The organism is Gilvibacter sp. SZ-19 (assembly GCF_002163875.1).
Taxonomy (GTDB): Bacteria; Bacteroidota; Bacteroidia; order Flavobacteriales; family Flavobacteriaceae; genus Gilvibacter.
Window position 1 is genome coordinate 2072368 of sequence record NZ_CP019333.1, and the last position, 22187, is coordinate 2094554.

General features: G+C 44.9%; 24 protein-coding genes. 8 read left to right on the forward strand and 16 right to left on the reverse strand.

The window, feature by feature from the left end:
- Window position 1: 1 nt before the first annotated feature.
- The 5 genes from BTO09_RS09605 to gcvP form a co-directional block, all read right to left on the reverse strand.
- Window positions 2–1081, reverse strand: a complete 1080-nt coding sequence (locus BTO09_RS09605) for an alkaline phosphatase (protein ID WP_087524565.1) — start codon at window positions 1079–1081, stop codon at window positions 2–4.
- Window positions 1082–1135: 54 nt separating this feature from the next.
- Window positions 1136–1987, reverse strand: coding sequence for a glycosyltransferase family 2 protein (locus tag BTO09_RS09610; RefSeq protein ID WP_087524566.1), 852 nt, complete (start codon window positions 1985–1987; stop codon window positions 1136–1138).
- A 49-nt stretch (window positions 1988–2036) separates the two neighbouring features.
- The gene (locus BTO09_RS09615; RefSeq protein ID WP_087524567.1) at window positions 2037–2582 is read right to left on the reverse strand and encodes a methyltransferase; all 546 of its coding nucleotides are present in this window, start codon (window positions 2580–2582) and stop codon (window positions 2037–2039) included.
- 2 nt (window positions 2583–2584) lie between these two features.
- Window positions 2585–3646, reverse strand: coding sequence for a 3-oxoacyl-ACP synthase III family protein (locus BTO09_RS09620; protein WP_087524568.1), 1062 nt, complete (start codon window positions 3644–3646; stop codon window positions 2585–2587).
- A 155-nt stretch (window positions 3647–3801) separates the two neighbouring features.
- Complete coding sequence (gene gcvP / locus BTO09_RS09625; protein WP_087524569.1) at window positions 3802–6651, reverse strand: aminomethyl-transferring glycine dehydrogenase; 2850 nt, start codon at window positions 6649–6651, stop codon at window positions 3802–3804.
- 124 nt (window positions 6652–6775) lie between these two features.
- On the opposite strand from gcvP, the gene BTO09_RS09630 reads away from it, so the two are divergent.
- Complete coding sequence (locus BTO09_RS09630; protein ID WP_157663478.1) at window positions 6776–7612, forward strand: hypothetical protein; 837 nt, start codon at window positions 6776–6778, stop codon at window positions 7610–7612.
- Here the strand turns inward: BTO09_RS09630 and BTO09_RS09635 are convergent.
- The 10 genes from BTO09_RS09635 to purK all read right to left on the reverse strand — a co-directional run bounded on the left by BTO09_RS09635 (window position 7598) and on the right by purK (window position 14988).
- A complete protein-coding gene (locus BTO09_RS09635) occupies window positions 7598–7846 on the reverse strand; it encodes a hypothetical protein (RefSeq protein WP_087524571.1) in 249 nt (82 codons plus the stop codon). The genes BTO09_RS09630 and BTO09_RS09635 overlap by 15 nt on opposite strands.
- A gap of 3 nt (window positions 7847–7849) precedes the next feature.
- A complete protein-coding gene (locus tag BTO09_RS09640; RefSeq protein WP_087524572.1) occupies window positions 7850–8401 on the reverse strand; it encodes a sigma-70 family RNA polymerase sigma factor in 552 nt (183 codons plus the stop codon).
- A gap of 92 nt (window positions 8402–8493) precedes the next feature.
- A complete protein-coding gene (locus BTO09_RS09645; RefSeq protein WP_087524573.1) occupies window positions 8494–8997 on the reverse strand; it encodes an SRPBCC family protein in 504 nt (167 codons plus the stop codon).
- Window positions 8994–9914, reverse strand: coding sequence for a TIGR01777 family oxidoreductase (locus tag BTO09_RS09650; RefSeq protein WP_087524574.1), 921 nt, complete (start codon window positions 9912–9914; stop codon window positions 8994–8996). The genes BTO09_RS09645 and BTO09_RS09650 overlap by 4 nt, the downstream gene beginning before the upstream one ends.
- Window positions 9901–10242, reverse strand: a complete 342-nt coding sequence (locus BTO09_RS09655; protein WP_087524575.1) for a hypothetical protein — start codon at window positions 10240–10242, stop codon at window positions 9901–9903. Before BTO09_RS09655 ends, BTO09_RS09650 begins: the two co-directional genes overlap by 14 nt.
- Window positions 10239–10670, reverse strand: coding sequence for a hypothetical protein (locus BTO09_RS09660; RefSeq protein ID WP_087524576.1), 432 nt, complete (start codon window positions 10668–10670; stop codon window positions 10239–10241). The genes BTO09_RS09655 and BTO09_RS09660 overlap by 4 nt, the downstream gene beginning before the upstream one ends.
- A 51-nt stretch (window positions 10671–10721) precedes the next feature.
- Window positions 10722–11225: a GbsR/MarR family transcriptional regulator gene (locus tag BTO09_RS09665; protein WP_087524577.1), complete on the reverse strand. Its 504-nt coding sequence runs from the start codon at window positions 11223–11225 to the stop codon at window positions 10722–10724.
- Between the two features lie 90 nt (window positions 11226–11315).
- Window positions 11316–13340 (reverse strand): M3 family metallopeptidase, encoded by a 2025-nt coding sequence (locus tag BTO09_RS09670; RefSeq protein WP_087524578.1) that lies wholly within the window; start codon window positions 13338–13340, stop codon window positions 11316–11318.
- Window positions 13341–13343: 3 nt separating this feature from the next.
- Entirely contained in the window at window positions 13344–13832 is a 489-nt protein-coding gene (purE, locus tag BTO09_RS09675; RefSeq protein WP_087524579.1) for a 5-(carboxyamino)imidazole ribonucleotide mutase, read from the reverse strand.
- Window positions 13825–14988, reverse strand: coding sequence for a 5-(carboxyamino)imidazole ribonucleotide synthase (purK, locus tag BTO09_RS09680; protein ID WP_087524580.1), 1164 nt, complete (start codon window positions 14986–14988; stop codon window positions 13825–13827). The genes purE and purK overlap by 8 nt, the downstream gene beginning before the upstream one ends.
- A gap of 282 nt (window positions 14989–15270) precedes the next feature.
- Here purK and BTO09_RS09685 point away from each other — a divergent pair, with 282 nt between their 5' ends.
- The 6 genes from BTO09_RS09685 to BTO09_RS09710 all read left to right on the forward strand — a co-directional run bounded on the left by BTO09_RS09685 (window position 15271) and on the right by BTO09_RS09710 (window position 20999).
- Window positions 15271–16377 (forward strand): adenylate kinase, encoded by a 1107-nt coding sequence (locus BTO09_RS09685; protein ID WP_087524581.1) that lies wholly within the window; start codon window positions 15271–15273, stop codon window positions 16375–16377.
- A 22-nt stretch (window positions 16378–16399) separates the two neighbouring features.
- On the forward strand, window positions 16400–17413 hold the full coding sequence (gene obgE, locus BTO09_RS09690; RefSeq protein ID WP_087524582.1) for a GTPase ObgE: 1014 nt from the start codon (window positions 16400–16402) through the stop codon (window positions 17411–17413).
- An 8-nt stretch (window positions 17414–17421) separates the two neighbouring features.
- Entirely contained in the window at window positions 17422–17919 is a 498-nt protein-coding gene (locus BTO09_RS09695) for a DUF4136 domain-containing protein (RefSeq protein ID WP_157663479.1), read from the forward strand.
- Window positions 17920–17981: 62 nt separating this feature from the next.
- Window positions 17982–18953 (forward strand): lipopolysaccharide assembly protein LapB, encoded by a 972-nt coding sequence (locus BTO09_RS09700; RefSeq protein ID WP_087524584.1) that lies wholly within the window; start codon window positions 17982–17984, stop codon window positions 18951–18953.
- A 42-nt stretch (window positions 18954–18995) separates the two neighbouring features.
- On the forward strand, window positions 18996–20348 hold the full coding sequence (gene murC / locus BTO09_RS09705) for a UDP-N-acetylmuramate--L-alanine ligase (RefSeq protein WP_087524585.1): 1353 nt from the start codon (window positions 18996–18998) through the stop codon (window positions 20346–20348).
- Window positions 20349–20999: a hypothetical protein gene (locus BTO09_RS09710; RefSeq protein ID WP_087524586.1), complete on the forward strand. Its 651-nt coding sequence runs from the start codon at window positions 20349–20351 to the stop codon at window positions 20997–20999.
- Window positions 21000–21002: 3 nt separating this feature from the next.
- Here the strand turns inward: BTO09_RS09710 and BTO09_RS09715 are convergent, their stop codons facing one another.
- Window positions 21003–21443, reverse strand: a complete 441-nt coding sequence (locus tag BTO09_RS09715; protein ID WP_087524587.1) for a DUF1569 domain-containing protein — start codon at window positions 21441–21443, stop codon at window positions 21003–21005.
- Window positions 21444–21487: 44 nt separating this feature from the next.
- Here BTO09_RS09715 and radC point away from each other — a divergent pair, with 44 nt between their 5' ends.
- A complete protein-coding gene (radC, locus tag BTO09_RS09720; protein ID WP_087524588.1) occupies window positions 21488–22186 on the forward strand; it encodes a DNA repair protein RadC in 699 nt (232 codons plus the stop codon).
- The last annotated feature ends 1 nt before the right edge of the window (window position 22187 follow it).

Sequence of the window (22187 nt, forward strand, 5' to 3'; positions counted from 1 at the left end):
GCTATTTGAGCAAGCTCATGATCTTGTGAAAGATCTCTGAATTTTCGTAGATCCCACCAAAATTTTCTGAGCCCGGGCCATAAGCCAATACAGGTATCATAGTGCCGGAGTGTCCGTCTGTAGAAAAAGTAGGATTAATACTGTTGTAGTTGCCTCGGTCTGAACCTAAGGTAAAGCCACCGGTCTCGTGATCTGCTGTTACCACAACCAAGGTGTTGCCGTCATTCTTTGCAAACTCTAAGACCGCGCCAAGTGTCTTGTCAAAGTCGAGCATTTCTCCTATAAGGTAGTCAGCGTCGTTGTCGTGTCCGCCCCAATCGATCTGCGAACCTTCTATCATTAAAAAGAAAGCTTGGTCGTTTTGAGAAAGACAGGTTACGGCTTGTAGACTGGCTTGACTTAAGAAATCACCACGACCTTCTACAGCTTTTGGCAAAGCGTTATCTGCCACAAAAACTCCCATTTTCTCTGCAAGAGTAGTTGGAATTTTCGCTGTATCCAATTGGAACCCTTTCGCTGTCAATTCGCTAAGCAGGTTTAAGGAGTCACTACGTTTGTTAAAGTATTTTAGCCCGCCGCCCGCAAAATAATTGAGGTTGGAATTTGCCAAGTCCTGCGCTATGGCTTCGTGCATATTTCTAGAGACTTGATGTGCATAAAAACTCGCTGGGGTAGCGTGAGTTATCGTAGAGGTAGCAACCACGCCACTTACCATATTCTTTTCAAGGAGCAGTTCGGGCAGGTTAGCAACTGCTGTACTGTCGCTAGCAACTCCAATGGCGCCGTTATAAGATTTTACACCACAAGCAAAAGCGGTAGCCCCTGCCGCCGAATCGGTGATCAGTTGAGCAGAAGACGAGGTCTTTATAAGCCCAACTACAGGAAACTGTTCCAGATTTGGAGTACCTTCCCCGTAATACTGGGCAGATGACAATTGGCTTAGACCCATACCGTCTCCAATAAGTAAAATCACATTTTTAGGTGCATCGGTATTGGTTTGGCTCGCTGCGGATGCTTCTTTGGCCTGATCTTGACAACTCAGAAGGAACAAAGCCGTCAAGGCATAAACGAATAATTTCATCTATTGAAAATTTTTATAAAAGTACGAATCCCCTGCGAGCTAGAACAGCCGCTGCTAACCAATTAACTTTTGGATAATACTGCGATAGCGTATTTTACGCATAAATCGCCCTTGGTCTGGGTTTAAAAGAAAAGAATCTCCGGCCAGCCATGCCTTAAAAAAACCGATCACCGTATTGAAAAAGAATGCGACACTCTTTTTTCTGCTAGCCATTTTTAAACTGGCAATTAGCGTTAGCAGTAAGCGATAGCGCATGCGGTAAAACGCTTGACCTTGCTTGTAGCGCGCCTTCTTATTATAAGTGTGTCCAGTGGGTTTGAGGTGTTTTACCTGCAAGGATTCCAAAGGCACTACTTCCCAACCGTGATAGCGCGCCAACAGCTCGTCTATCGTATCCCAGCCCATAGCTTCTTTTAGTCCGCCGATCTGTTTAAAACAGGTAGCCCTATACGCTTTCAGGGCGCCGCGAATATGGTCTTTCCCCGTCAGGTTTTCTAAGATCCATTGGTCTTGTTGTAGCACATAGCAAAACCCACCAACTAGTCCTGCTTTGGGGTTGTTTGTAAAGGTTTGTGCGTGCAATTCCAAGTAATTTTCTGGAAAGATAAGGTCTGCGTCAAATTTGCAGATCACATCTACATCTCCCAAGTGTTGCAGTCCGAACTTAAAGGCTGCTATGACTTTTGAACCTGGAAAATGTCCTGCTTGCTCTGCCGGTTTTTGCAGCAGTTGTAGCTGCGGATGGGAACTGGCGTAGTTTTTAACTATTGCTGCGGTCTGGTCTGTAGAAGCGTCGTCAACCACAATGATCTGCTCGGCGGCATGGGTTTGCGCCAAAAGCGAATCCAAGGTTTGCGCTATGTGTTGCGCTTCGTTATGTGCAGGGATAACTATGCCGAATCTCATCAGTCTAAAAAATACTGCCTAAGGCGAAAGTAATCAAAAACAAAGAGACCTAATAGTTGCCTACTTGACCTTTAGACGGACGCTGGGCATAAACTAAATAATAACGCGGGGTAAAACGTCTAAGAAAAGGTCTTATCCCGATCTTTTTGGTAGGATTGGTGAATTTTTTACGTTTTATGATCTGCCAGCCAGCCTTTTCTAAAAGCCAGTCGAACTGCCAATCTTCGAATTCGTGATAATGTCTATCGCGCTCGTCGGTCTTGCTTTGATAAGCACCGGCAAACCACAGTTTTAAAGGTACGGAGGCCACCAAATAATTGGCAGATGATTCCTGAAGCAATGTAAAGGGCGCTACCAAATGCTCCAAGATCTCAAAGGCAGTAAGCACTTCTCGATCTGTATTCTTTACTGCGGATACGTCCAGGTCCAGGTCTTCTCCTTGGGTGTTTTGTACGTCATAACCGGCATCGGTCATGTATTTGGTAAAAGGATTGGAAACTCCAAGGTCTAAAATGGCCTTGTCTGTAGGGACACATTCTTGTAAGAACTCCAGAGTAAGCTGATACCGTTTTTTCGGAATCTTGCCGTCGTACATAATTAGTGTTTGTAAACGATGGCGTTAATATGCATTCCGGCTCCAACACTGGCAAAGATAACCACGTCGCCCTTTTTCACCTCGTGCTCCTCCATGGTTCCTTTGCGAACCATATCGTATAGCGTAGGTACTGTCGCTACGGAGCTGTTCCCCAATTTGTGGATGCTCATAGGCATGATTCCTTCTGGGATATCTACTTTGTATAAACGGTAGAGTCTCTTTAAGATGGCCTCGTCCATTTTTTCATTGGCCTGATGGATAAAGATCTTCTTCACCTCCTCAATGCCAACGCCGGCTTCATCCAAGCACTCCTTCATGGCATTAGGAACATTGGTCAGGGCGAATTCGTAGATCTTGCGACCGTCCATTTTAATATAACGAGTATCTGGGCAAAGGTCTTTATTGTACGACTTCCCGAAGTACAGGTAATAGGCTTCATCGTAAGTGAAACTCGCTGTTTTGTGACCTAGGATTCCTCCTTCCGTATCATCGTCTGCTTCTACAATAGCGGCCCCGGCTCCATCCGAATAGATCATAGAGTCGCGGTCGTGCTTGTCTACTACGCGAGAAAGTGTTTCCGCTCCGATAACCAAACAGCGTTTGGCCATACCTGCTCTAATAAAGGCCTGCGCCTGAATCACGCCTTCAACCCAACCAGGACAACCAAAAAGAATGTCATAAGCAACACAGTTTGGGTTTTTAATGCGCAAGCTGTGTTTTACACGAGAGGCTAAACTCGGTAATATATCACTTTGAATAGCGTTGTGCTTCACATCGCCAAAGTTGTGAGCTACAATAACGTAGTCCAAGGTCTCCGGATCTATTTTAGCGTCTTCAATGGCTTTTTCTGCCGCAAAGAATCCAATGTCCGAAGCGGTCAAATGATGCTTCACATAACGGCGTTCTCCAATTCCGGTAATACCCTTAAATTTCTCGATGATGACTTCGTTGGGATACGCAAATGGCGTTCCGTTGCTGTCTAGGAACTCGTGTTTATCAAAGTCTTCGTTCTTCTCAACGCTACTCGGGATGTAGCTTCCTGTACCTGTGATTTTGATGCTCATTCTGGTTGTGTTGCGGTTAGCAATTCGGCTAAACTAAAACATATAACGCACAATTCCTGAAAATTATGCAGAAGGCCGAAATTTTTGCCATAATTGCAAAAAATCGGCCTAGCTCTTGTAAAAATAAGATTTTTTTAAGGAAAAAATCAAATTCCTTATGCTTCCATAAATTCCTCTATCGGAGCGCAAGTACAGATCAAATTACGGTCTCCGTAGGCATCGTCAACACGGCGCACGGTTGGCCAGAATTTATTGTCTGTAAGATACTCTAAAGGATATGCGGCTTCTTGTCTGCTGTAAGGGAACTCCCAATTGTCTGAAGTAACCATTTGCAAGGTGTGCGGCGCGTTCTTTAAAACATTGTTCGCGTCGTCTTTAGAAGCTGCATCTATTTCTTTACGGATAGAGATCATGGCATCGCAGAATCGGTCTAATTCGGCCTTGCTTTCGCTCTCTGTTGGCTCTATCATGATAGTGCCTGCTACCGGGAACGATACCGTAGGAGCATGGAATCCGTAGTCCATAAGTCGCTTGGCGATATCGGTCACTTCAATGCCGTGCTCTTTAAAAGGACGACAATCTATGATCATCTCGTGAGCGGCTCTTCCTTGTTCTCCTGTATATAGAGTCTGATAATGTCCGCTTAAACGCTCTTTGATGTAGTTGGCGTTCAAAATGGCATATTCGGTGGACTTGCGCAGTCCGCTTTCACCTAGCATGGAGATATAAGCGTAACTGATCAAACAGGCCAAGGCAGAACCCCAAGGTGCTGCAGAGATCGGTGTGATCGCTTCAGTCCCTCCAGTTTCGATTAAGGGGTTACCCGGTAAGAAAGGAACCAATTGTTCTGCCACACAGATAGGACCCACTCCCGGACCTCCTCCTCCGTGAGGAATCGCAAAGGTCTTGTGCAGGTTCAAGTGGCACACATCGGCACCGATCGCCCCTGGATTGGTCAAGGCTACTTGGGCATTCATGTTGGCTCCGTCCATATAGACTTGGCCACCGTACTGGTGAATGATCCCTGTGATCTCGCGTATGGCCGATTCGTATACGCCGTGCGTTGACGGATAGGTAACCATTAGCGCTGCCAAATTATCTTTGTGAGCAATGGCTTTCTCGCGAAGATCTTCTACGTCTATATTTCCGTGTTCATCTGCTTTGGTAACCACTACTTTCATCCCAGCCATTACTGCGGATGCCGGATTGGTTCCGTGTGCGGAAGATGGGATCAAACAAATGTCTCTGTGCTGATCACCGCGCGAATGGTGGTAAGCTCTAATGACCATCAGCCCTGCGAATTCTCCTTGCGCTCCAGAGTTTGGTTGTAGCGAAGTTCCAGCAAAGCCTGTGATCTCCGTAAGTTGTTCTTCTAACTTTTTAAGTACCAATTGGTAACCCAAAGCTTGCTCCACAGGAACAAATGGGTGAATGTTTACCCAGTTTGGATCGCTCAAAGGAAGCATCTCTGAAGCTGCATTGAGTTTCATGGTACAGCTCCCCAATGGGATCATAGAATGGTTCAAGGAAAGGTCCTTGCGTTCCAGCTTTTTAATGTAGCGCATCAGTTCCGACTCACTGTGGTAGCTGTTAAATACCTCGTGGGTCAAGAATTCTGTGGTGCGTTCCAATGATGTAGCCAAGCCAGACTTGTCGAGCAAACGCTCGATCTGTGGAGCCTCCTTAAAGTTGGCCTCCGCAAAGATGGCTACAATGGTGTTCAGATCGTCCAGATTGGCGGTCTCGTTCAACGAGATAGAAACTGTTTCTGCATCCGGATAATAGAAATTGAGGTTGTTGGCCTCTGCAATGAGTTTGATATGATTTGCATCTGCCTTCAGGCGAATGGTATCAAAGTAACTGTCGTTGAGCTGCTCGTAGCCCAATTCTTTAAGATAGTGCTCCAAGGTTGCCGCAGAACGGTGTACTTTGGTTGCGATGTCCTTCAAACCTTCTGGCCCGTGATAAACGGCATACATTCCAGCCATTACGGCTAGGAGTACCTGAGCGGTACAAATGTTCGACGTGGCCTTGTCACGTTTAATGTGCTGCTCTCTGGTTTGTAGTGCCATTCGCAATGCGCGATTGCCATCGGTATCGCGAGTTACACCAATGATACGTCCGGGGATATGTCTTTTAAAAGCTTCGCGGGTTGCAAAGTAAGCAGCGTGTGGTCCGCCGTAACCGAGTGGAATCCCAAAGCGCTGAGTTGTGCCGACAACAACATCGGCTCCTAAAGCTCCTGGAGACTCGAGTAGCACAAGACTCAACGGATCCGCAGCAACAGCCACTTTAATATTCATGGCGTGAGCACTGCTTATAAAACTTTTATAGTCGAAAGTGATTCCACTGGTACCCGGATACTGCAATAGGGCTCCGAAGTAATCCGAAGAGAAATCAAAATCGCGGTGATCGCCAACAACCAATTCAATTCCGATTGGAATAGCTCGTGTTTCTAAGAGCGAGCGTGTTTGTGGCAATACTTCTTCTGATACAAAGAATTTCACAACCTCGGCTTTCTTTTGTTCTCTTTCTCGAACTGCAAAGAGTAGGGTCATGGCTTCTGCCGCGGCAGTGGCTTCGTCCAAAAGCGAAGCGTTGGCCAATTCCATTCCTGTAAGGTCGGTAACCATGGTCTGGAAGTTCAAGAGCGCTTCCAATCGCCCCTGTGCGATCTCTGCCTGATAAGGGGTGTAGGCCGTATACCATCCTGGGTTCTCTAAAATATTACGCTGGATAGGCGCAGGAGTAGAGGAGCGGTGGTAACCTAGACCAATAAAACTTTTGTAGACCTGATTGTTTTCTGATAAAGCGTTGATGTGATCGGCAAATTCCACCTCGCTCATCGGTTTGTCCAGATGTAATTTCTGAGCCAATCGAATGTCGTTGGGGATGGTTTCAGAGATCAGTTGTTCCAAGCTGTCAACACCTATGGTGGCTAACATGCTTTGCAGGTCCGACGGTCTTGGACCAATGTGTCTTAGCGCAAAAGAATCCGTGTTCATTGGGTTGTAAAAATTTGTATACAAAAATACGACATATCCATAATAAAACAGCAGTTTTGCCAGGAGGGCAAAATTTATTTATTGACAGTTTCTGAGCGAATTGTTCATTAAATTAGCTGCTGTAATGAGCGCCTTGAGAACTTTCTTCGATTTTTACCTTAAAAGCAGTATCCATGTGGCCGTTGCCGTTTGTAGTTTTCAATGGGCTGCCTGCCGTTTTTTAGAGCTGGCCCCAAGGGTTGAACTGTTGGTATTTACCTTTCTAGCTGCAATAAGCGGTTACAATTTTGTCAAGTATGCCGAAAGAGCTCGTTGGTATCACAAAAGTCTGCCTCGAGAGCTCCGGAATATTCAGCTTTTTTCTTTGGGTTGTTTTATTGCTTTGCTCGGCTGCGGATTCTTGCTTCCGGTAAATACTTTGGCTGGTTTTGGCTTGCTGTCATTACTTACGCTGGCTTATGTGATTCCCATGCTGCCTCAGGCCAAGACCTTGCGAACACTGGCAGGCATAAAGATATTTGTGGTGGCCTTGGTTTGGGCGGGAACTGCGGTAGCAATTCCCCTTTGGGATGCACAACTATTACCAACAACAGATGCCTGGCTTTTGTTTGCACAGATATTTCTAACAGTTTTTGCGCTCACCATTCCCTTTGAGATTCGAGATCTGCAGTTCGATGGAGATCAGCTAAGAACACTACCGCAGATCTTTGGAGTGGCAAAGAGTCGCTATCTCGGAATATTTGCGGTATTGATAGCCGCCATTTTAGAAGGTTTTAAAGACGAATTCTTGCTGTATTCCAACGGCTACTGGTTGTTGCTTACAGTGTTGACCGTGCTCGGACTTATCCGCAGTAAAAAAGAACAACCGCCTTATCTGGCGGCCTTTTGGATAGAGGCGATCCCCATTGTAGGATTGATCTACCTGTATGTCGTGGCGGGTTTACCCTTATTTGTCGGCTAATTGCTTGTTGAGTAGCTCTTGTAGTTCTGCTTTCTCTTCTTTGCTTACCGTGTTTACTTTAGGGTTTTTGACCGCTTTGGTCAATTTGTTATTGCGAGCAGTATATTTCTGACAAGCGCGACAATAGATCAAATGTATGTTGAGTCGCACCTTTTCCCAAAAGGAAGCTTCTTTGTATTGGCTTTTATCACAGATGTGATTGGCCTCGTGACATTCTAATTTTAACTTTCCCATTTCCTAAAACCAATTGTTTTCAAGGCAATCTGCCATGGCCTTGCGAGCCCGGTGGATGATCACCCATAAGTTAGACGGTGTAATATCAAAAGCATTACAAATTGCTTCTGTATCAAAATTTTCCATGGTCTTCATGCGGAATATTGTTCGCTGCTTCTCATTTAGACCATCCAGGCAATCGTAGATCGCGGTTCCTAACTCCTGGTTCTCCAACTGATCTTCTGCAGTGCGATCAAATTTATCTGCCACGCGCTCTTCTAACCAATCGCCTTCGGTTTCGCTATCGTCGTAATTAATACGCACCTCGGCCTTGCCCTTGTTGGAGTTGATCTTGCGATAATGATCAATGATCTTGCGCTTTAAGATCGACACCAACCAAGTTCGCTCTGTAGCATCTCCTTTAAAATTCTCCATAGACTTCAGACCTGCCAAAAAAGTCTCACTAATGAGGTCTTTAGCCAGGTCTCTGTCGTTTACACGGGCAATGGTGTAATTGAAAAGGTAGTCTGAATACCGAGCCACCCATTGGGTTGCATCTATTTGATTGTCTGCCATAAAGAGGCCAGTTGTAGATTTTTCCAAAAATAAAAAAGTTCTACAACTTTCAAGGGGTTGTTTTTCCTTTGGTCAAATATCAGCTTTATTATTTAGGCGGATGCTTGCTCCAGACTTGTGGTTTGAACCTGAAAGGCTGAGAAACTAGTACTTTCGATCTTCTTTTTAAGTTGTTTATTTCTGTGTTCGAGGAATCTTGTGAGGTGCTTTTTAAGCAGTAATCTATCTAACAATCGCCCCAAGAACCCATAGGGTACTTTATAAAGTAGTTCGTCTTTCATTATTACATTGTCCCCAACTTCTTGAAATTCGTGTTTGTGCACAAAATAGGTGAAATGTCCGCTTATCATGAGGTCTACAAAGCAATACGGGCGTTGCAGTTTCACAATTTTTGAGGTGTGATTTAACCACAATCCGAAGTGCTTCCCTTTCCAGCTCACGGTCTCATTCAAGCCAATAAGTCCAGAGGTGGTTCCTCCAATGGCACGCTCTTGGGTGTGGCTGGCAGTTTGCATATGAAAGTCGATATCTCGAGACAGATCGAATATGGTGTCTATATCGCCTTTAATTCTTGTGCTGAGTTCTATTCTGGTCATGTTAATAGGTCTTTTAGCGCCAATTCAGGGCTGGTGAATTTGTGTCGGAATCCGGCCTGAAGCAGCCGCTTGGGTTGTACATACCTGCTCTTTAGAAGCAGTTCGGTCTCTGTCTTGATCAAGGCTGCGCCTAGTTCTAATAATGGTTTGGGTAAGTTTATACCCAGAGGTACATTCAAAATAGCTCGGATCTTCTCCATAAAATGTCGGTTGCGAATGGGTAGGGGTGCCGCCAGGTTGAATACACCTTCTTGGTCTGGGTGGGTGATTATAAATGCTACGGCTCTGGCAAAATCCTCCTCGTGCAGCCAACTGATCTGCTGGTTTCCATTGCCTTGCTGACCGCCAAGACCGAGTTTACTTATGGCCTTGATAGGTTGTAAGGCTCCACCTTTTCTGCCCAAGACAATTGCTATCCGAATAGCGACTTGGCGCACATCTTTGATATAGAAATCGAAGAAGGTCTTTTCCCAGCGTTTTGCCACTTCTTCGGAGAAGCTGTTGCCTAAACGGCCATTGTTTTCGTCCATGGGAGTTGATTCCGAATGTTCGTAAATGGTGCCGGTAGAGGCGTTGATCCAAAGTTCTGGCGGGGTTTTACAATGGTGCATTGCTACACCTAGAGCCCGTGTGCTGGCAACTCGAGATGCTATGATCGCCTTTTTGTTCTTTGGAGTATAACGACAGTCTACCGACTTTCCAGACAAATTGATGAGTACCTCACTAGACTCCAAAGCAGCTATCCAAGGACCTTGTGATTCGCCGTCCCAAAGCAAATAGCTTATGTTTTCTGTATTGGGCCGATAATTCCGACTCAACACGTAAATATGCTTTACGCGAGTCTTGAAATATTCAACGAGCACTTGCCCTAAAAAGCCAGTGCCTCCGGCTATGGTAATGGTTTTATTTTTGAGCATCGTTGTATTTTTTTTCGATTTGATAAATGATTACCGAGAAGTAAAGCGCTAATATCACTGAACCAAATACCATCATCTGATATAGGAATTCATTTCCTGTTATGACTGCACTCAGCACCAAGGGAACAGTAATGGCCGTATAGATATAGAGTTGTATCCTTTGACCGTTTGTGTGGTCTTTTCTTGTAATCAAATAACCGAGCATACAACTCAATTGAAATGCTGCTAGCAAGAGGTGGAGAATAACACCAGGAAACAGATACAAAAAGTATCCAATTATAGTTAAGAGTATAAGTGTATTGTTAATGGGAAATATTAGGCTTCTCATAATAATTGAATTAAATGGTAGCTAATTAGTGCTATATAGCCCAGGGCAAATAATACGAAAAGGCCATTCATGCCATAGCTACCTATTCTGAATAGTCTCGTTTGTGGAATGTTATACATCGGATAGTAAGCAATTTGGGTAATGATTTTGCCAATCCAATACGATCCAATGATCAATGATATCCCTAGACTTAATAAAGAAGGGGTGAGCAAAGATTCTATCAATAGAATTGTCAATAGTCCAAAAGAGAAATTAAGCCCTTGGATATAGTGACCATAGGTTTTTGCAATTTCTTGATTCAAGGGTTTGAGTTGTTTGATATCATTATACCAATCAAAAACCTTGTGTCTGATGTATGGATAGACCAAGGCTGTAAAGATTTGTCCAATTCCAGCCGCAATTAAAATGTAGTATAAGGTAGTTTTCATATTTTTTGTTTTAAACTTTCAATAAATATTGAAACATATATTAAAAAAAATTTACTTAAAGAGTTTAATGATCGTCTTGGTCACCCAGTTTTGCTCAGTACTTACTATACGGCCTAAAAGGGCATTGGCGTTCTCGGTTAGTTCGTGCATGGCTTTGGTTTGTTTTATGAATTCTTCATTGGCTGGGCTACCGTTAGAATCAATACTGGATATCTCTTTGAGTACCTTGATAGTGGGTTCGATCTCACGGCGGCTGCGCTCTTTGGCAATTTGCCTAGCCAATTCGTTTACGTCTTTCTCACTAGCAAAGAACTCACGGCGTTCCCCGGGTTTGGTGACCTTGTAAACGATTCCCCAATCGATCAGCCCTCTGAGGTTCATACTGGCATTCCCACGAGAAATTTCCAGTTCTTCCATAATCTCTTCCATAGAGAGTGGCTCCGGAGCAATAAAGAGCAAGGCATGGATCTGAGCCATTGCCTTATTGATTCCCCAAAGCGTTCCTAAGGAACCCCAGGTACTGATAAATTTCTGCTTTGCTTCTTTAAATTCCACAGTCCAAAGATATAAAAATATTTTAAACTTTCAATAATTATTGAAAATTAATGTATTTCTAGAAGCACTGCGGATTCCTATTAGGTGCTTTTAAAGTAAACCGGCGCGCTCCAACAGCGCTTTAGGATCTGGTTTCTTGCCGCGGAATTTTACATAGAGTTCCATCGGGTCTTGAGTGCCACCTTGAGACAGTACAAAGTCCTTGAACTTATCGGCAACGGTTCTGCTAAAGATACCCTCCGACTTAAAGTAACTGAACGCATCAGCGTCCAATACCTCGGCCCACTTATAGCTGTAATAACCCGCAGAATATCCGCCTTGAAAAATATGGCTGAAAGATGTACTCATACAGGTCTCAGGCGTAGCCGGATACAGTTTTGTAGGAGCAAAAGCGGCTTCTTCAAAAGACTTCACATCTTTTACACTGCTTGGATCTGCTCCATGCCAGGCCATATCTAACATACCAAAGCTCAGTTGACGCAAGGTTTGCATACCCTCGTTAAAGGTGGCGCTGGCCTTGATCTTTTTAATGAGCTCCATAGGAATATCTGCTCCAGTTTGGTAATGCTTGGCAAAGAGCGACAAAGCTTCTTGCTCGTAGCACCAGTTTTCCATAAGCTGGCTGGGTAGCTCCACAAAGTCCCATAAAACACTAGTTCCGGACAAACTGCTGTAGGTGGTGTTGGCCAACATGCCGTGCAGGGCGTGTCCAAATTCGTGGAATAGGGTAGTCACCTCATTGAAAGTCAAAAGTGAAGGCTTGTCTGCTGTTGAAGGCGTAAAGTTGCACACTATAGACACATGTGGTCTTTCGTTCTTGCCGTTCACGGTTTGCTGCGGACGGTAACTGGTCATCCAAGCACCGCCTCGCTTACCGGGTCTCGGGTGGAAATCCGCATAGAACAAAGAGATATAATTCCCTTTGCTGTCCGTGACCTTATAGGTTTTTACATCTTTATGATAGACCGGTACATCATCGATAGGCTCAAAATTCAGATCGAACAAACGAGAAGCCACCTCAAAAGAACCGGCAATAACCTTGTCTAATTCAAAGTAGGGCTTGAGTTCTTCCTCGTCAAAGTCAAAGAGTTTTTTCTTGAGCTTTTCGCCGTAATAAGCACCGTCCCATTTTTGTAACTGATCTATACCGTCCAGTTCTTTAGCAAACTGCTCCAAACGATCGTATTCTGCTTGTGCTGCAGGTTTGGCCTTGTCTTTTAATTCCTCTAAAAAGGCTGTGACCGCTTCTGGGGTTTTGGCCATGCGGTCTTCTAACACAAAGTGGGCATGAGTGTCATAGCCCAACAATTGTGCTCGCTTATGACGCAGATTAGCTATGTCTAATACCAATTGCTGGTTGTCGTTCTCATTGCCTTTAAAAGCCTTGGCACCAAAGGCCAAGGATAATTCTTTGCGCAGCTCCCTATTGTCTGCATAGGTCATAAACGGAATATAACTGGGGTACTGTAGGGTGATCACCCAGCCTTCCTTGCCGCGAGAATTAGCCTCCGCAGCAGCCATGGCCTTAGCTGTTTCTGGCAAACCGCTCAAGTCAGATTCCTCAGTGAGGTGCAACTCATAAGCGTTCGTCTCTGCCAAAACGTGCTCTCCAAACTTTAAGGTCTTTTGAGCGAGTTCGGCATCTATTTTTCTGAGTTCCTGCTGATCGGCTTCGTTGAGGTTAGCTCCATTTCTGGCAAAGCCCTGATATTGACGCTCCAAAAGCATGGCATCCTCCGCAGTCAATTCCAACTGCGCTTTATTGTCGTAAACTGCTTTTACTCGTGTAAACAAAGCTTTGTTCAGCAGCAGGTCGTTCTTAAAGGCTGATAAGAGTGGAGAGATCTCTTGAGCGATCTTTTGGATCTCTTCATTGGTTTCTGCACTGTTCAGATTGAAGAAAATAGAACTCACTTTGCCCAATTGCTGACCGGTACGCTCCAGAGCTACCACGGTATTTAAAAAGGTGGGAGTCTCCGTTTGGTCGGTAATGGCCTTAACCTCCTGATGCGTTTCGGCAATCAAGGTTTTAATGGCTGGGCTAAAATGTTCGGGTTTTATTTTATCAAAAGGAGCAGCGTCAAAAGGCTGCAACAATGGATTTGCTGTACTCATGGATTATTTTTCCTTCAAAGATTTGGCACCTTCTTCTACTTTGATCTTTAGACCTTCTTTATAGGCAATGATCTTATCCAACACACATTTGTCATGAGCTCCGATGATCTGGGCTGCAAGGATCCCTGCATTTTTGGCACCGTCTAAGGCTACAGTAGCAACAGGTACGCCGCCGGGCATTTGCAAGATGGATAGCACCGAATCCCAACCGTCAATAGAGTTTCTTGATTTTACAGGTACGCCAATAACTGGTAGTGGTGATAGGGAAGCGATCATCCCTGGTAAGTGCGCTGCACCTCCAGCTCCGGCAATGATCACTGAAAAGCCGCGCTCGTGCGCATGTTTTCCGTAGTCAAAAAGTTTGTCTGGTGTTCTGTGTGCGGATACTATGTCCACTTCAACTTGAATGTCAAATCCAGCCAAAATATCAATGGCTTCTTGCATTACCGGCAGGTCACTGGTGCTGCCCATTATGATTCCTACTTTACTCATGACTGCTTATTACGCGTATTTTTTCTTTTACTTCTTGAGCGATGCGTCTGGCCTCGGCCAGATTCTCGTTGGTGATGGTCACATGGCCCATCTTTCTAAAAGGGCGGGTCATCTTTTTGCCATAAATATGAGGGGTTACCCCAGGCAATGCCATAATCTCCGCAATATTTTCATAGCGTACCTGGCCGGTATGCCCTTCGGCTCCTACCAAGTTAACCATAATTCCGCCAACCTTGCTGTCTGTATTCCCTAATGGCAAACCGAGCACGGCGCGCAGGTGTTGTTCGAATTGATTGGTAAAGCTCGCCTCTATACTGTAGTGACCACTATTGTGTGGGCGAGGCGCCACTTCGTTGACCAAGATCTGATCGTCCTCTGTTTGGAAGAGTTCTACGGCCAAAAGTCCAACATGACCAAAGGCTGCGGATGCTTTTAGAGCGACTTCACGCGCCTTCTTTGCAACGGCGTCGTCAATACGAGCCGGGCAGATCACATACTCTACCTGATTGGCCTCCGGATGGAATTCCATCTCCACCACAGGGTAGCTCACAGCTTCGCCATTGGCAGAACGCGCTACGATCACAGCGAGTTCATTTTTGAAAGGAACCATCTTTTCTGCAATACAAGGTACATTGGCCAAAGCGTCCAGATCACTCAATTCACGAACTATCTTGACTCCCATACCGTCATAACCGCCCACACAGCTTTTCCAAACAAATGGAAGCTCCCAATTGTTGGCAGCTACCCAGCTTTTGGCCTCCTCAGTAGATTCAAAACGTTTATAGGGCGCTGTTGGAATTTCATGTGCAGCATAAAAGTCTTTTTGTACGCCTTTGTTTTGAATATTTCTTAGCGTTGCGGCCTGCGGATAGGTTTTAACACCTTCTGATTCTAGCTTTTCCAGAGCGTCCAGATTCACACCTTCTATCTCAATGGTGAGCACGTCCACATCTTTTCCGAAGTTGTAAACCGTATCAAAATCCATCAGATCGCCTTGAACAAAAGTGTCACAAGAAATGCGGCAAGGCGCCTCAGCGCTAGGGTCCAATACTTTTGTTTTAATGTCGAATTTGCGGGTGTCATACAGGAGCATTTTACCCAGTTGTCCTCCGCCTAGAATACCTAAAGTGAAGTTTGTAGAGAAATAATCGGTCATTACTATACCAAATAAGACACAAAAATAAGGCTTTTGATTCTAACCCTTATACCGCGGTAAAAAATTTATTACGACCCCAAATTGCTTCAAAAACAGCTCGTAACCACAGTTTTCAATTGAAACGTAGCGCTGCTATGTTCCAATTTCCAAACTGGCTGTTTTTAGTGCACTTTGAGCTCTCACTACAAAGTTTTACAGCTATATAAGGGTTTTGCTTGGTGTTCTTACGTATAATGCGCTAAAAGCGTATCTTTGCCCCGAATTTAAAAGGCCTCAAGCGATTTGATCACTCTAGGAGATAAGCAATTTGAAAAGTATTTGTCTGCAACGGATGTGCAGCATGCTGTAAACGGTGTGGCGGTGCGAATTGGAGACGATTTTAAAGATAAGAACCCAGTTTTTCTTGTGGTTTTGAATGGTGCTTTTTTCTTTGCTGCGGATCTAATCCAGCGTTTTACCTATCCTTGTGAGCTCAGCTTTATAAAAGTTGCCAGTTATGAAGGGCTGCACAGTTCTGGAGATATCTCTACAGTTATGGGTGCTGAGCCTTCTCTGAAAGGAAGACATGTTATCGTGGTAGAAGACATAGTGGATTCTGGCAACACCATTGAGGCAATTATTGAAATACTGAATCAGGAGCAGGTAGCTAGTTATGCTATAGCTTCGCTTTTCTATAAACCCGAAGCTTACTTAAAATCCTTTCCATTGGATTATGTAGGGATGGAAATAGAGGACCGTTTCATTGTTGGATACGGCTTGGACTACAACGGCTTGGGCAGAAACTTAAAGGACATTTACATTTTAAAAGCACAACAAATGACAAATCTCGTATTGTTTGGCCCTCCGGGAGCCGGAAAAGGAACACAAGCCGCATTGATCAAAGATCGTTACGAGCTGGTACACATCTCTACCGGAGACGTATTCCGTTACAATATGAAGAACAATACCGAGCTGGGACAAGCTGCAAAGGCCTATATGGACCGAGGCGACTTGGTACCCGATTCTTTGACTATAGATATGCTGCGTGCAGAAGTGGAGAAGAACCCACAGGCTAAAGGCTTTATTTTTGATGGATTCCCAAGAACCGAAGCGCAAGCTGCCGCCTTGGATGAGCTTTTGGAAAGCATGAATTCTTCGGTAAGTGGCTGTGTAGCCTTAGAGGTAGACACTGAGATCTTGGTGGAACGTTTGTTGGAACGCGGTAAGACCAGCGGTCGTGCAGACGATCAGGATGAATCTAAGATCCGCAACCGTTTTGACGAATACAACGAAAAAACAGCGGTTTTAAAAGACTACTACCGCAAACAAGATAAGTTCCACGCTGTAGACGGCGTAGGTTCTATCGACGAGATCACCGCACGCTTAACAGCCGTGATCGATCAGTTATAATCCGCAGTAAAAAACAGGAGCCATGACAGAAGGCAACTTTGTAGACTATGTGAAGATACACGTTACTTCTGGTAAAGGTGGTAGGGGAAGTGCGCATTTGCACCGCGAAAAATACATTGCCAAAGGAGGTCCTGACGGCGGTGATGGCGGTAGAGGTGGACACGTGATCATTAGAGCGAACCCGAACTTTTGGACGCTTTATCACCTGAAATTCAAAAGGCACTTTAGAGCGGAACACGGCGAAAACGGAGGTAAGCAACGTTCTACCGGTGCCAACGGCCAAGACGTCATAATTGAGGTGCCACGCGGTACGGTGATTCGCAGAACTGAAGATCAGGAGATCTTGCACGAACTCACAGAAGCCAACCAAGAGATCATTATCGCAGAAGGTGGCAAAGGTGGATTGGGCAACTGGCATTTTAAAAGTGCAACTCGACAAACACCGCGTTATGCCCAGCCTGGTTTAGAAGGCGAGGAGAAGAATATTACCTTGGAGCTTAAAGTTCTAGCCGATGTTGGTTTGGTAGGCTTCCCCAATGCTGGGAAATCTACTTTGCTTTCTGTGATCACAGCGGCTAAGCCTAAAATTGCCGCTTACGAATTTACCACCCTAAAGCCCAATCTGGGTATTGTAGAGTACCGTGATTACCAAACCTTTGTAATGGCAGATATCCCAGGTATTATTGAGGGAGCTGCGGAGGGCAAGGGAATAGGCCATCGCTTTTTACGTCACATAGAGCGCAACTCCGTATTGCTGTTTTTGGTTCCTGCAGATGCAGACGATATCTACAAGCAGTACGAGATCTTGTTGGATGAACTCCGCAGATACAACCCAGAGCTCTTAGATAAAGAACGTCTGGTCGCCATTTCAAAGTCCGACATGCTTGACGACGAGCTCAAGGCAGAAATGAAGGCCGAATTGGATGAGCAGTTCACCGATGTACCTTATCTTTTTATATCTTCGGTAGCACAAACTGGCTTAATGCCGCTTAAGGATGCGCTATGGAAAATGTTGAATACTTCGACCGAAGAATAATACTCCTTTTGTTTTTAGTTTGCATGGTGGTAGGATGCGGCCCGGCTGCCAAATTCGACTACGATCCTGCAACTGACTTTTCGCAATACAAGACCTATAAATGGTTTCCAACTTTAGAGACCGGAGTCAACGAGTTTGACAATCGCCGTATGATGCGCAGCGTAGATAGCATTTTGCAAAGTAGAGGCTTTGTAGAAAGCGAGACAGCAGATTTTATGATCAATTTCTATGCGGTGGAAGAGATAGTTCCGCCTAACACCGTAGGGATCGGCATCGGAAGCGGAGGCGGCGGAATAGCCGTGGGAGGAAGCGGAAGCATACCTGTTGGTGGAAATAAGATCTTACAGACACTTACTTTAGATTTCGTAGATCCTGCTAAGGACGAACTCATTTGGCAAGGCGTTGCGGTTAGGAAATACTTTACTACAGCCACTCCGGAGCAAAAAAAGGAACACTATTTGAAAGTAGCTTTAAAATTACTGCAGTCTTATCCGCCTACCCAATGAGGCGTTAAAGAGAAGTAAAAAAGACAGTGCGTTTTAAAAACTTGTGATAGATTTGTCGAGCTATGCGAAAGATCGCCCTCTTAATTTATTTCCTACTTGCTAGCGGCCTATGTTTTGGGCAAGCAGCTTTGCAGCGTGCTCAAAAGCTCATTGAGCAAAAGAACTACGCGCAATCAGAAATCATTCTTGCAGAATACCTCAAGACCGACCCTAACAATTTAGAAGCTCAAGAACTCTATGGTGACGCCTTGGGTTATCAGGAAAAATGGGACGAGAGCATAGTGGTTTACGAAAAACTCGCGCTGAAAAGACCACAGAACGCAGAGTACCATTACAAATACGGAGGTGCAATGGGCATGAAGGCGCTCTCTGTTAACAAATTCAAAGCCCTTGGAATGTTGAGCGATATCAAGACGGCTTTTATAACTGCTGCGGAGTTGGATCCGAAGCACATCGATGTGCGTTGGGCTTTGGTTGAATTCTATATGCAATTGCCCGGTATAGTGGGTGGAAGCGAGCGCAAAGCCCAGCAATATGCGAACGAACTTCTTGCTCTTTCGCCAGTAGATGGATGGTTGTCTAAAGGCTATATCGCTGAGTATAAAAAAGATTTCCAAGAAGCAGAAAAGGCCTATAAGAAGGCCATAGAAGTGGGCGGTTCCGAGCTTACTTACAACAAACTCATAGATCTGTACGAGGCTCATGGCGAAGGGAAGAAAGCCCTAGAGACCAGTCAAGCCTGTTTACTGGCTCACAACAATAATCGTTTACACTATCAGATCGGGAAGATCGCTGCAACCTATAATATCAATCCGGAGCTGGGTATTAACTGTTTGGTGAAATACATAGAGAACTATACGGTAAAAGACGGTGTGCCCAAGGATTGGGCCTATTATCGCCTGGCACAGATCTACAGAAACCTAGGAGATAAAGACCAAGCCAAGCAATGGATAGACAAGGCTTTGGCCTCGCGAGCTGATTTTAAAGAAGCCCGCAAAGAAGCCTTGGTGATCGATCAGATGGCTTGCTGCTAATTCTTAGCTGCGGATGCTTATCTTTACCTTTTAATTTGACAAATGCGCGTACACTTTATTGCCATTGGCGGAAGCGCCATGCACAATCTCGCTTTAGCTTTACATCATCAGGGCGATCAGGTCACTGGTAGCGACGATGAGATCTTTGAACCCTCTTATTCCCGCCTGCAAGCTGCTGGCCTCTTGCCAGACAGTTTTGGATGGGATGCAGCTCGGATCACTCCAGATATAGAAGCGATCATTCTAGGGATGCACGCCAAGGGAGACAATCCGGAACTGTTAAGAGCCAAAGAGTTGGGGATTCCAATTTTTTCCTATCCAGAGTTTCTGTACCAGCAGTCTAAATACAAGACACGTGTTGTCATTGGAGGTTCCCACGGCAAGACTTCTATTACTTCCATGATCTTACATGTATTGGACTATGTTGAGAAAGATGTGGACTATATGGTTGGCGCCCAATTAGAAGGTTTTGATCGGATGGTTTCACTGAACCCTGCCAACGATTTTATGGTCCTAGAAGGAGACGAATACCTTTCGTCTGCCTTAGACTTGAGGCCTAAGTTTCACCTTTATAAACCCAACATCGCTTTATTGAGCGGTATTGCTTGGGATCATATCAACGTTTTTCCAACCTTTGAGAATTACGTGGAACAGTTCGCGATCTTTTTAGAGCAGATCACTCCCGGAGGAGCCATTGTCTATAACGAAGAGGACGAGCAGGTAAAAGCTGTTGTAGAAGCCTGTACCCAGCCCATTAAAAAGTATCCGTACCGCACGCCAGACTACGAAGTAGAAGACGGAGAAACCCTTTTGCATACACCAGACGGCCCTATGCCCTTACAGATATTTGGCAAACACAACTTAAGTAATTTAGAAGGTGCTCGTTGGATCTGTCAACTCATGGGGGTTGATGCAGAAGATTTTTACGAAGCCATTTCCACTTTTAAAGGAGCTAGCAAACGCTTAGAGCTGGTGGCAAAGTCTAAATCCGCAGTGGCCTATAAAGACTTTGCGCATTCGCCTTCTAAGGTAGAAGCTACCACCAAAGCACTCAAAGGGCAATATCCGGACCGAACGCTATTAGCTTGTGTAGAATTGCATACCTACAGCAGCTTGACCCCAGAATTCCTAGCTCAGTACAAAGGTGCTTTAGATGCTGCGGATGAGGCCGCGGTATTTTATAGCCCACATGCAGTGGAGATCAAGAAATTGGCGCCGGTATCTGCTGCTCAAATTGAAGCGGCTTTCCAGCGTAGTGATCTTAAAATATTTACAGATCCAGAGGATTTTCAAGAATTTTTATTTGGCCAAGATCTCAGCGCTAAGAATTTATTGCTGATGAGTTCTGGGAATTATGGAGGCTTAGATTTTGAGCGCCTAAAATCACTTTACTAGATGCGACTAATAGGAGCGTTAATTGTTTTCTTGTTGTTCAGTGGGACTATCACGGCTCAAGAAGAGCGTGTTTACGAATTCGATTTACTCGCCATTGATTACGTAACACCTATTGCTGCCAAAGGCTATCCTTCTAAGTCTTATATGGCGATCAATAGTCAAGACAATAGCTATCAGCTCTACCTCCAAATAGATTTAGAGAACGATGAGGTGGTACTCACCATGATAGATAACAAGGAAGGCTGGTATAATTACTCCACCATGGCTTGGTCTGCTTTTGATCAGACAGAAGTTACTATTGTTTTAAAACGGCGAAATCTGAGTCGATCACGCAGGTCTAAACAATATAAATTCGATTTTACCCCTAGTGGTATTCGCGATACGCTGATCTCCGATAAAACATTCAAAAGTTTTCGCCTGGAGTGGACCAAAAAGAATCGACAGTTGCAATACTGTTATGTTGTCGATACTACCTACACCGCAGAGGTTCCCAACATGTCTGCTGAGCTATTTTCTAGCAATGTGGAACTGTTGGAGCAAATCCCCAAGGGTAGGTTCGAGTCTGTTTTGGTGTACAAAGACGGTGACGCGCTCACACGTACAGACAACTTGGATTATGTGCCAATTGCAGTAAAAGTGGTGGTCAAATAGGCGCTAAACCCCAAAGGACTTCAAATGGTGGTCTAAATGCTTGTACTGCATTTTGCCCCATTGCTCCTGCGTAAAATGTCCGAACATGGGGTGCGGATTCCACTCTTGTTGTTCCTTTCTGTTGTGAAAGGCGTCTATAAGTTCGTTTAAGGTCTGCTTTTCGGCGGCAAAATCTTTTTCTTCTAAGACTTTAAATCGTTTGGGTGTAGGCAGGTTTTTACGCCATGACTTATCGCTGTACATTGATTTTTTGAACAAACGAGCCATTAGCGACACCTTGGGTTTTTGATATTCGCTTTTAAGCGCTGTTTTAAGTGGGAATTGACAGTGATGCAGCATCTGCGCTGGGTTCATCTTGCCCCATTGGTTAGCAGCTTCTGGTGTTAATTTATCAATTCGTGTCTTTATCTCTTGATAGGCTTCAGCATCGAACAAAGAATTCATTAGCTTGCATTTAGGTGGTTTCTTCCCACAAGATACCTAAAAGTTTGACATCAAAACATAGTTTAAGGCGCGTAAAGGATCGTCCGCCAAGCGAGCGACCTCGTGAAAAACTGCAATTGCGTGGGGCGCAAGATTTATCAAATTCCGAACTACTGGCGCTACTGCTGCGTTCTGGAACCGCAAGCGGCTCTGCCATACAACTGGCGGCCCAAGTCTTAGATACTACCGCTCATAAATTAGAAAAATTAAGTAGAGCTAGTGTGGCCGACCTCTGCCAGATCTCTGGTGTGGGAATGGCCAAGGCGGCGGCTGTTGTAGCTGCTTTTGAACTAGGGCGGCGAGCCCGTTTCCCATCCGAAGAAAAACCCCTGCGGATCAACAGCAGTGCGGTAGCCTATCATTGTATGGAACCCTTATTAGGGCATTTGGACCATGAGGAATTCTGGGTGCTTTTTCTAAACAATGCGCATGGGGTACTGTCGCGTTGTAAGATCAGTAGTGGTGGGTATACGGGTACTCTGGTAGACGTGCGTATAATTCTTAAGAAGGCCCTTTTGGCCAAGGCGGTTGGGATCATCCTGGTTCACAATCATCCCTCCGGGACACTCAAACCCAGTCAAGCCGATATTGCGCTAACACAAAAGATCGTAAAGGCGGCCAAAAGTATAGACATCACCGTTCTAGACCATCTTATTGTGACCGAAAAAGCGTACTTTAGCTTTGCAGACAAACACCTATTGTAGC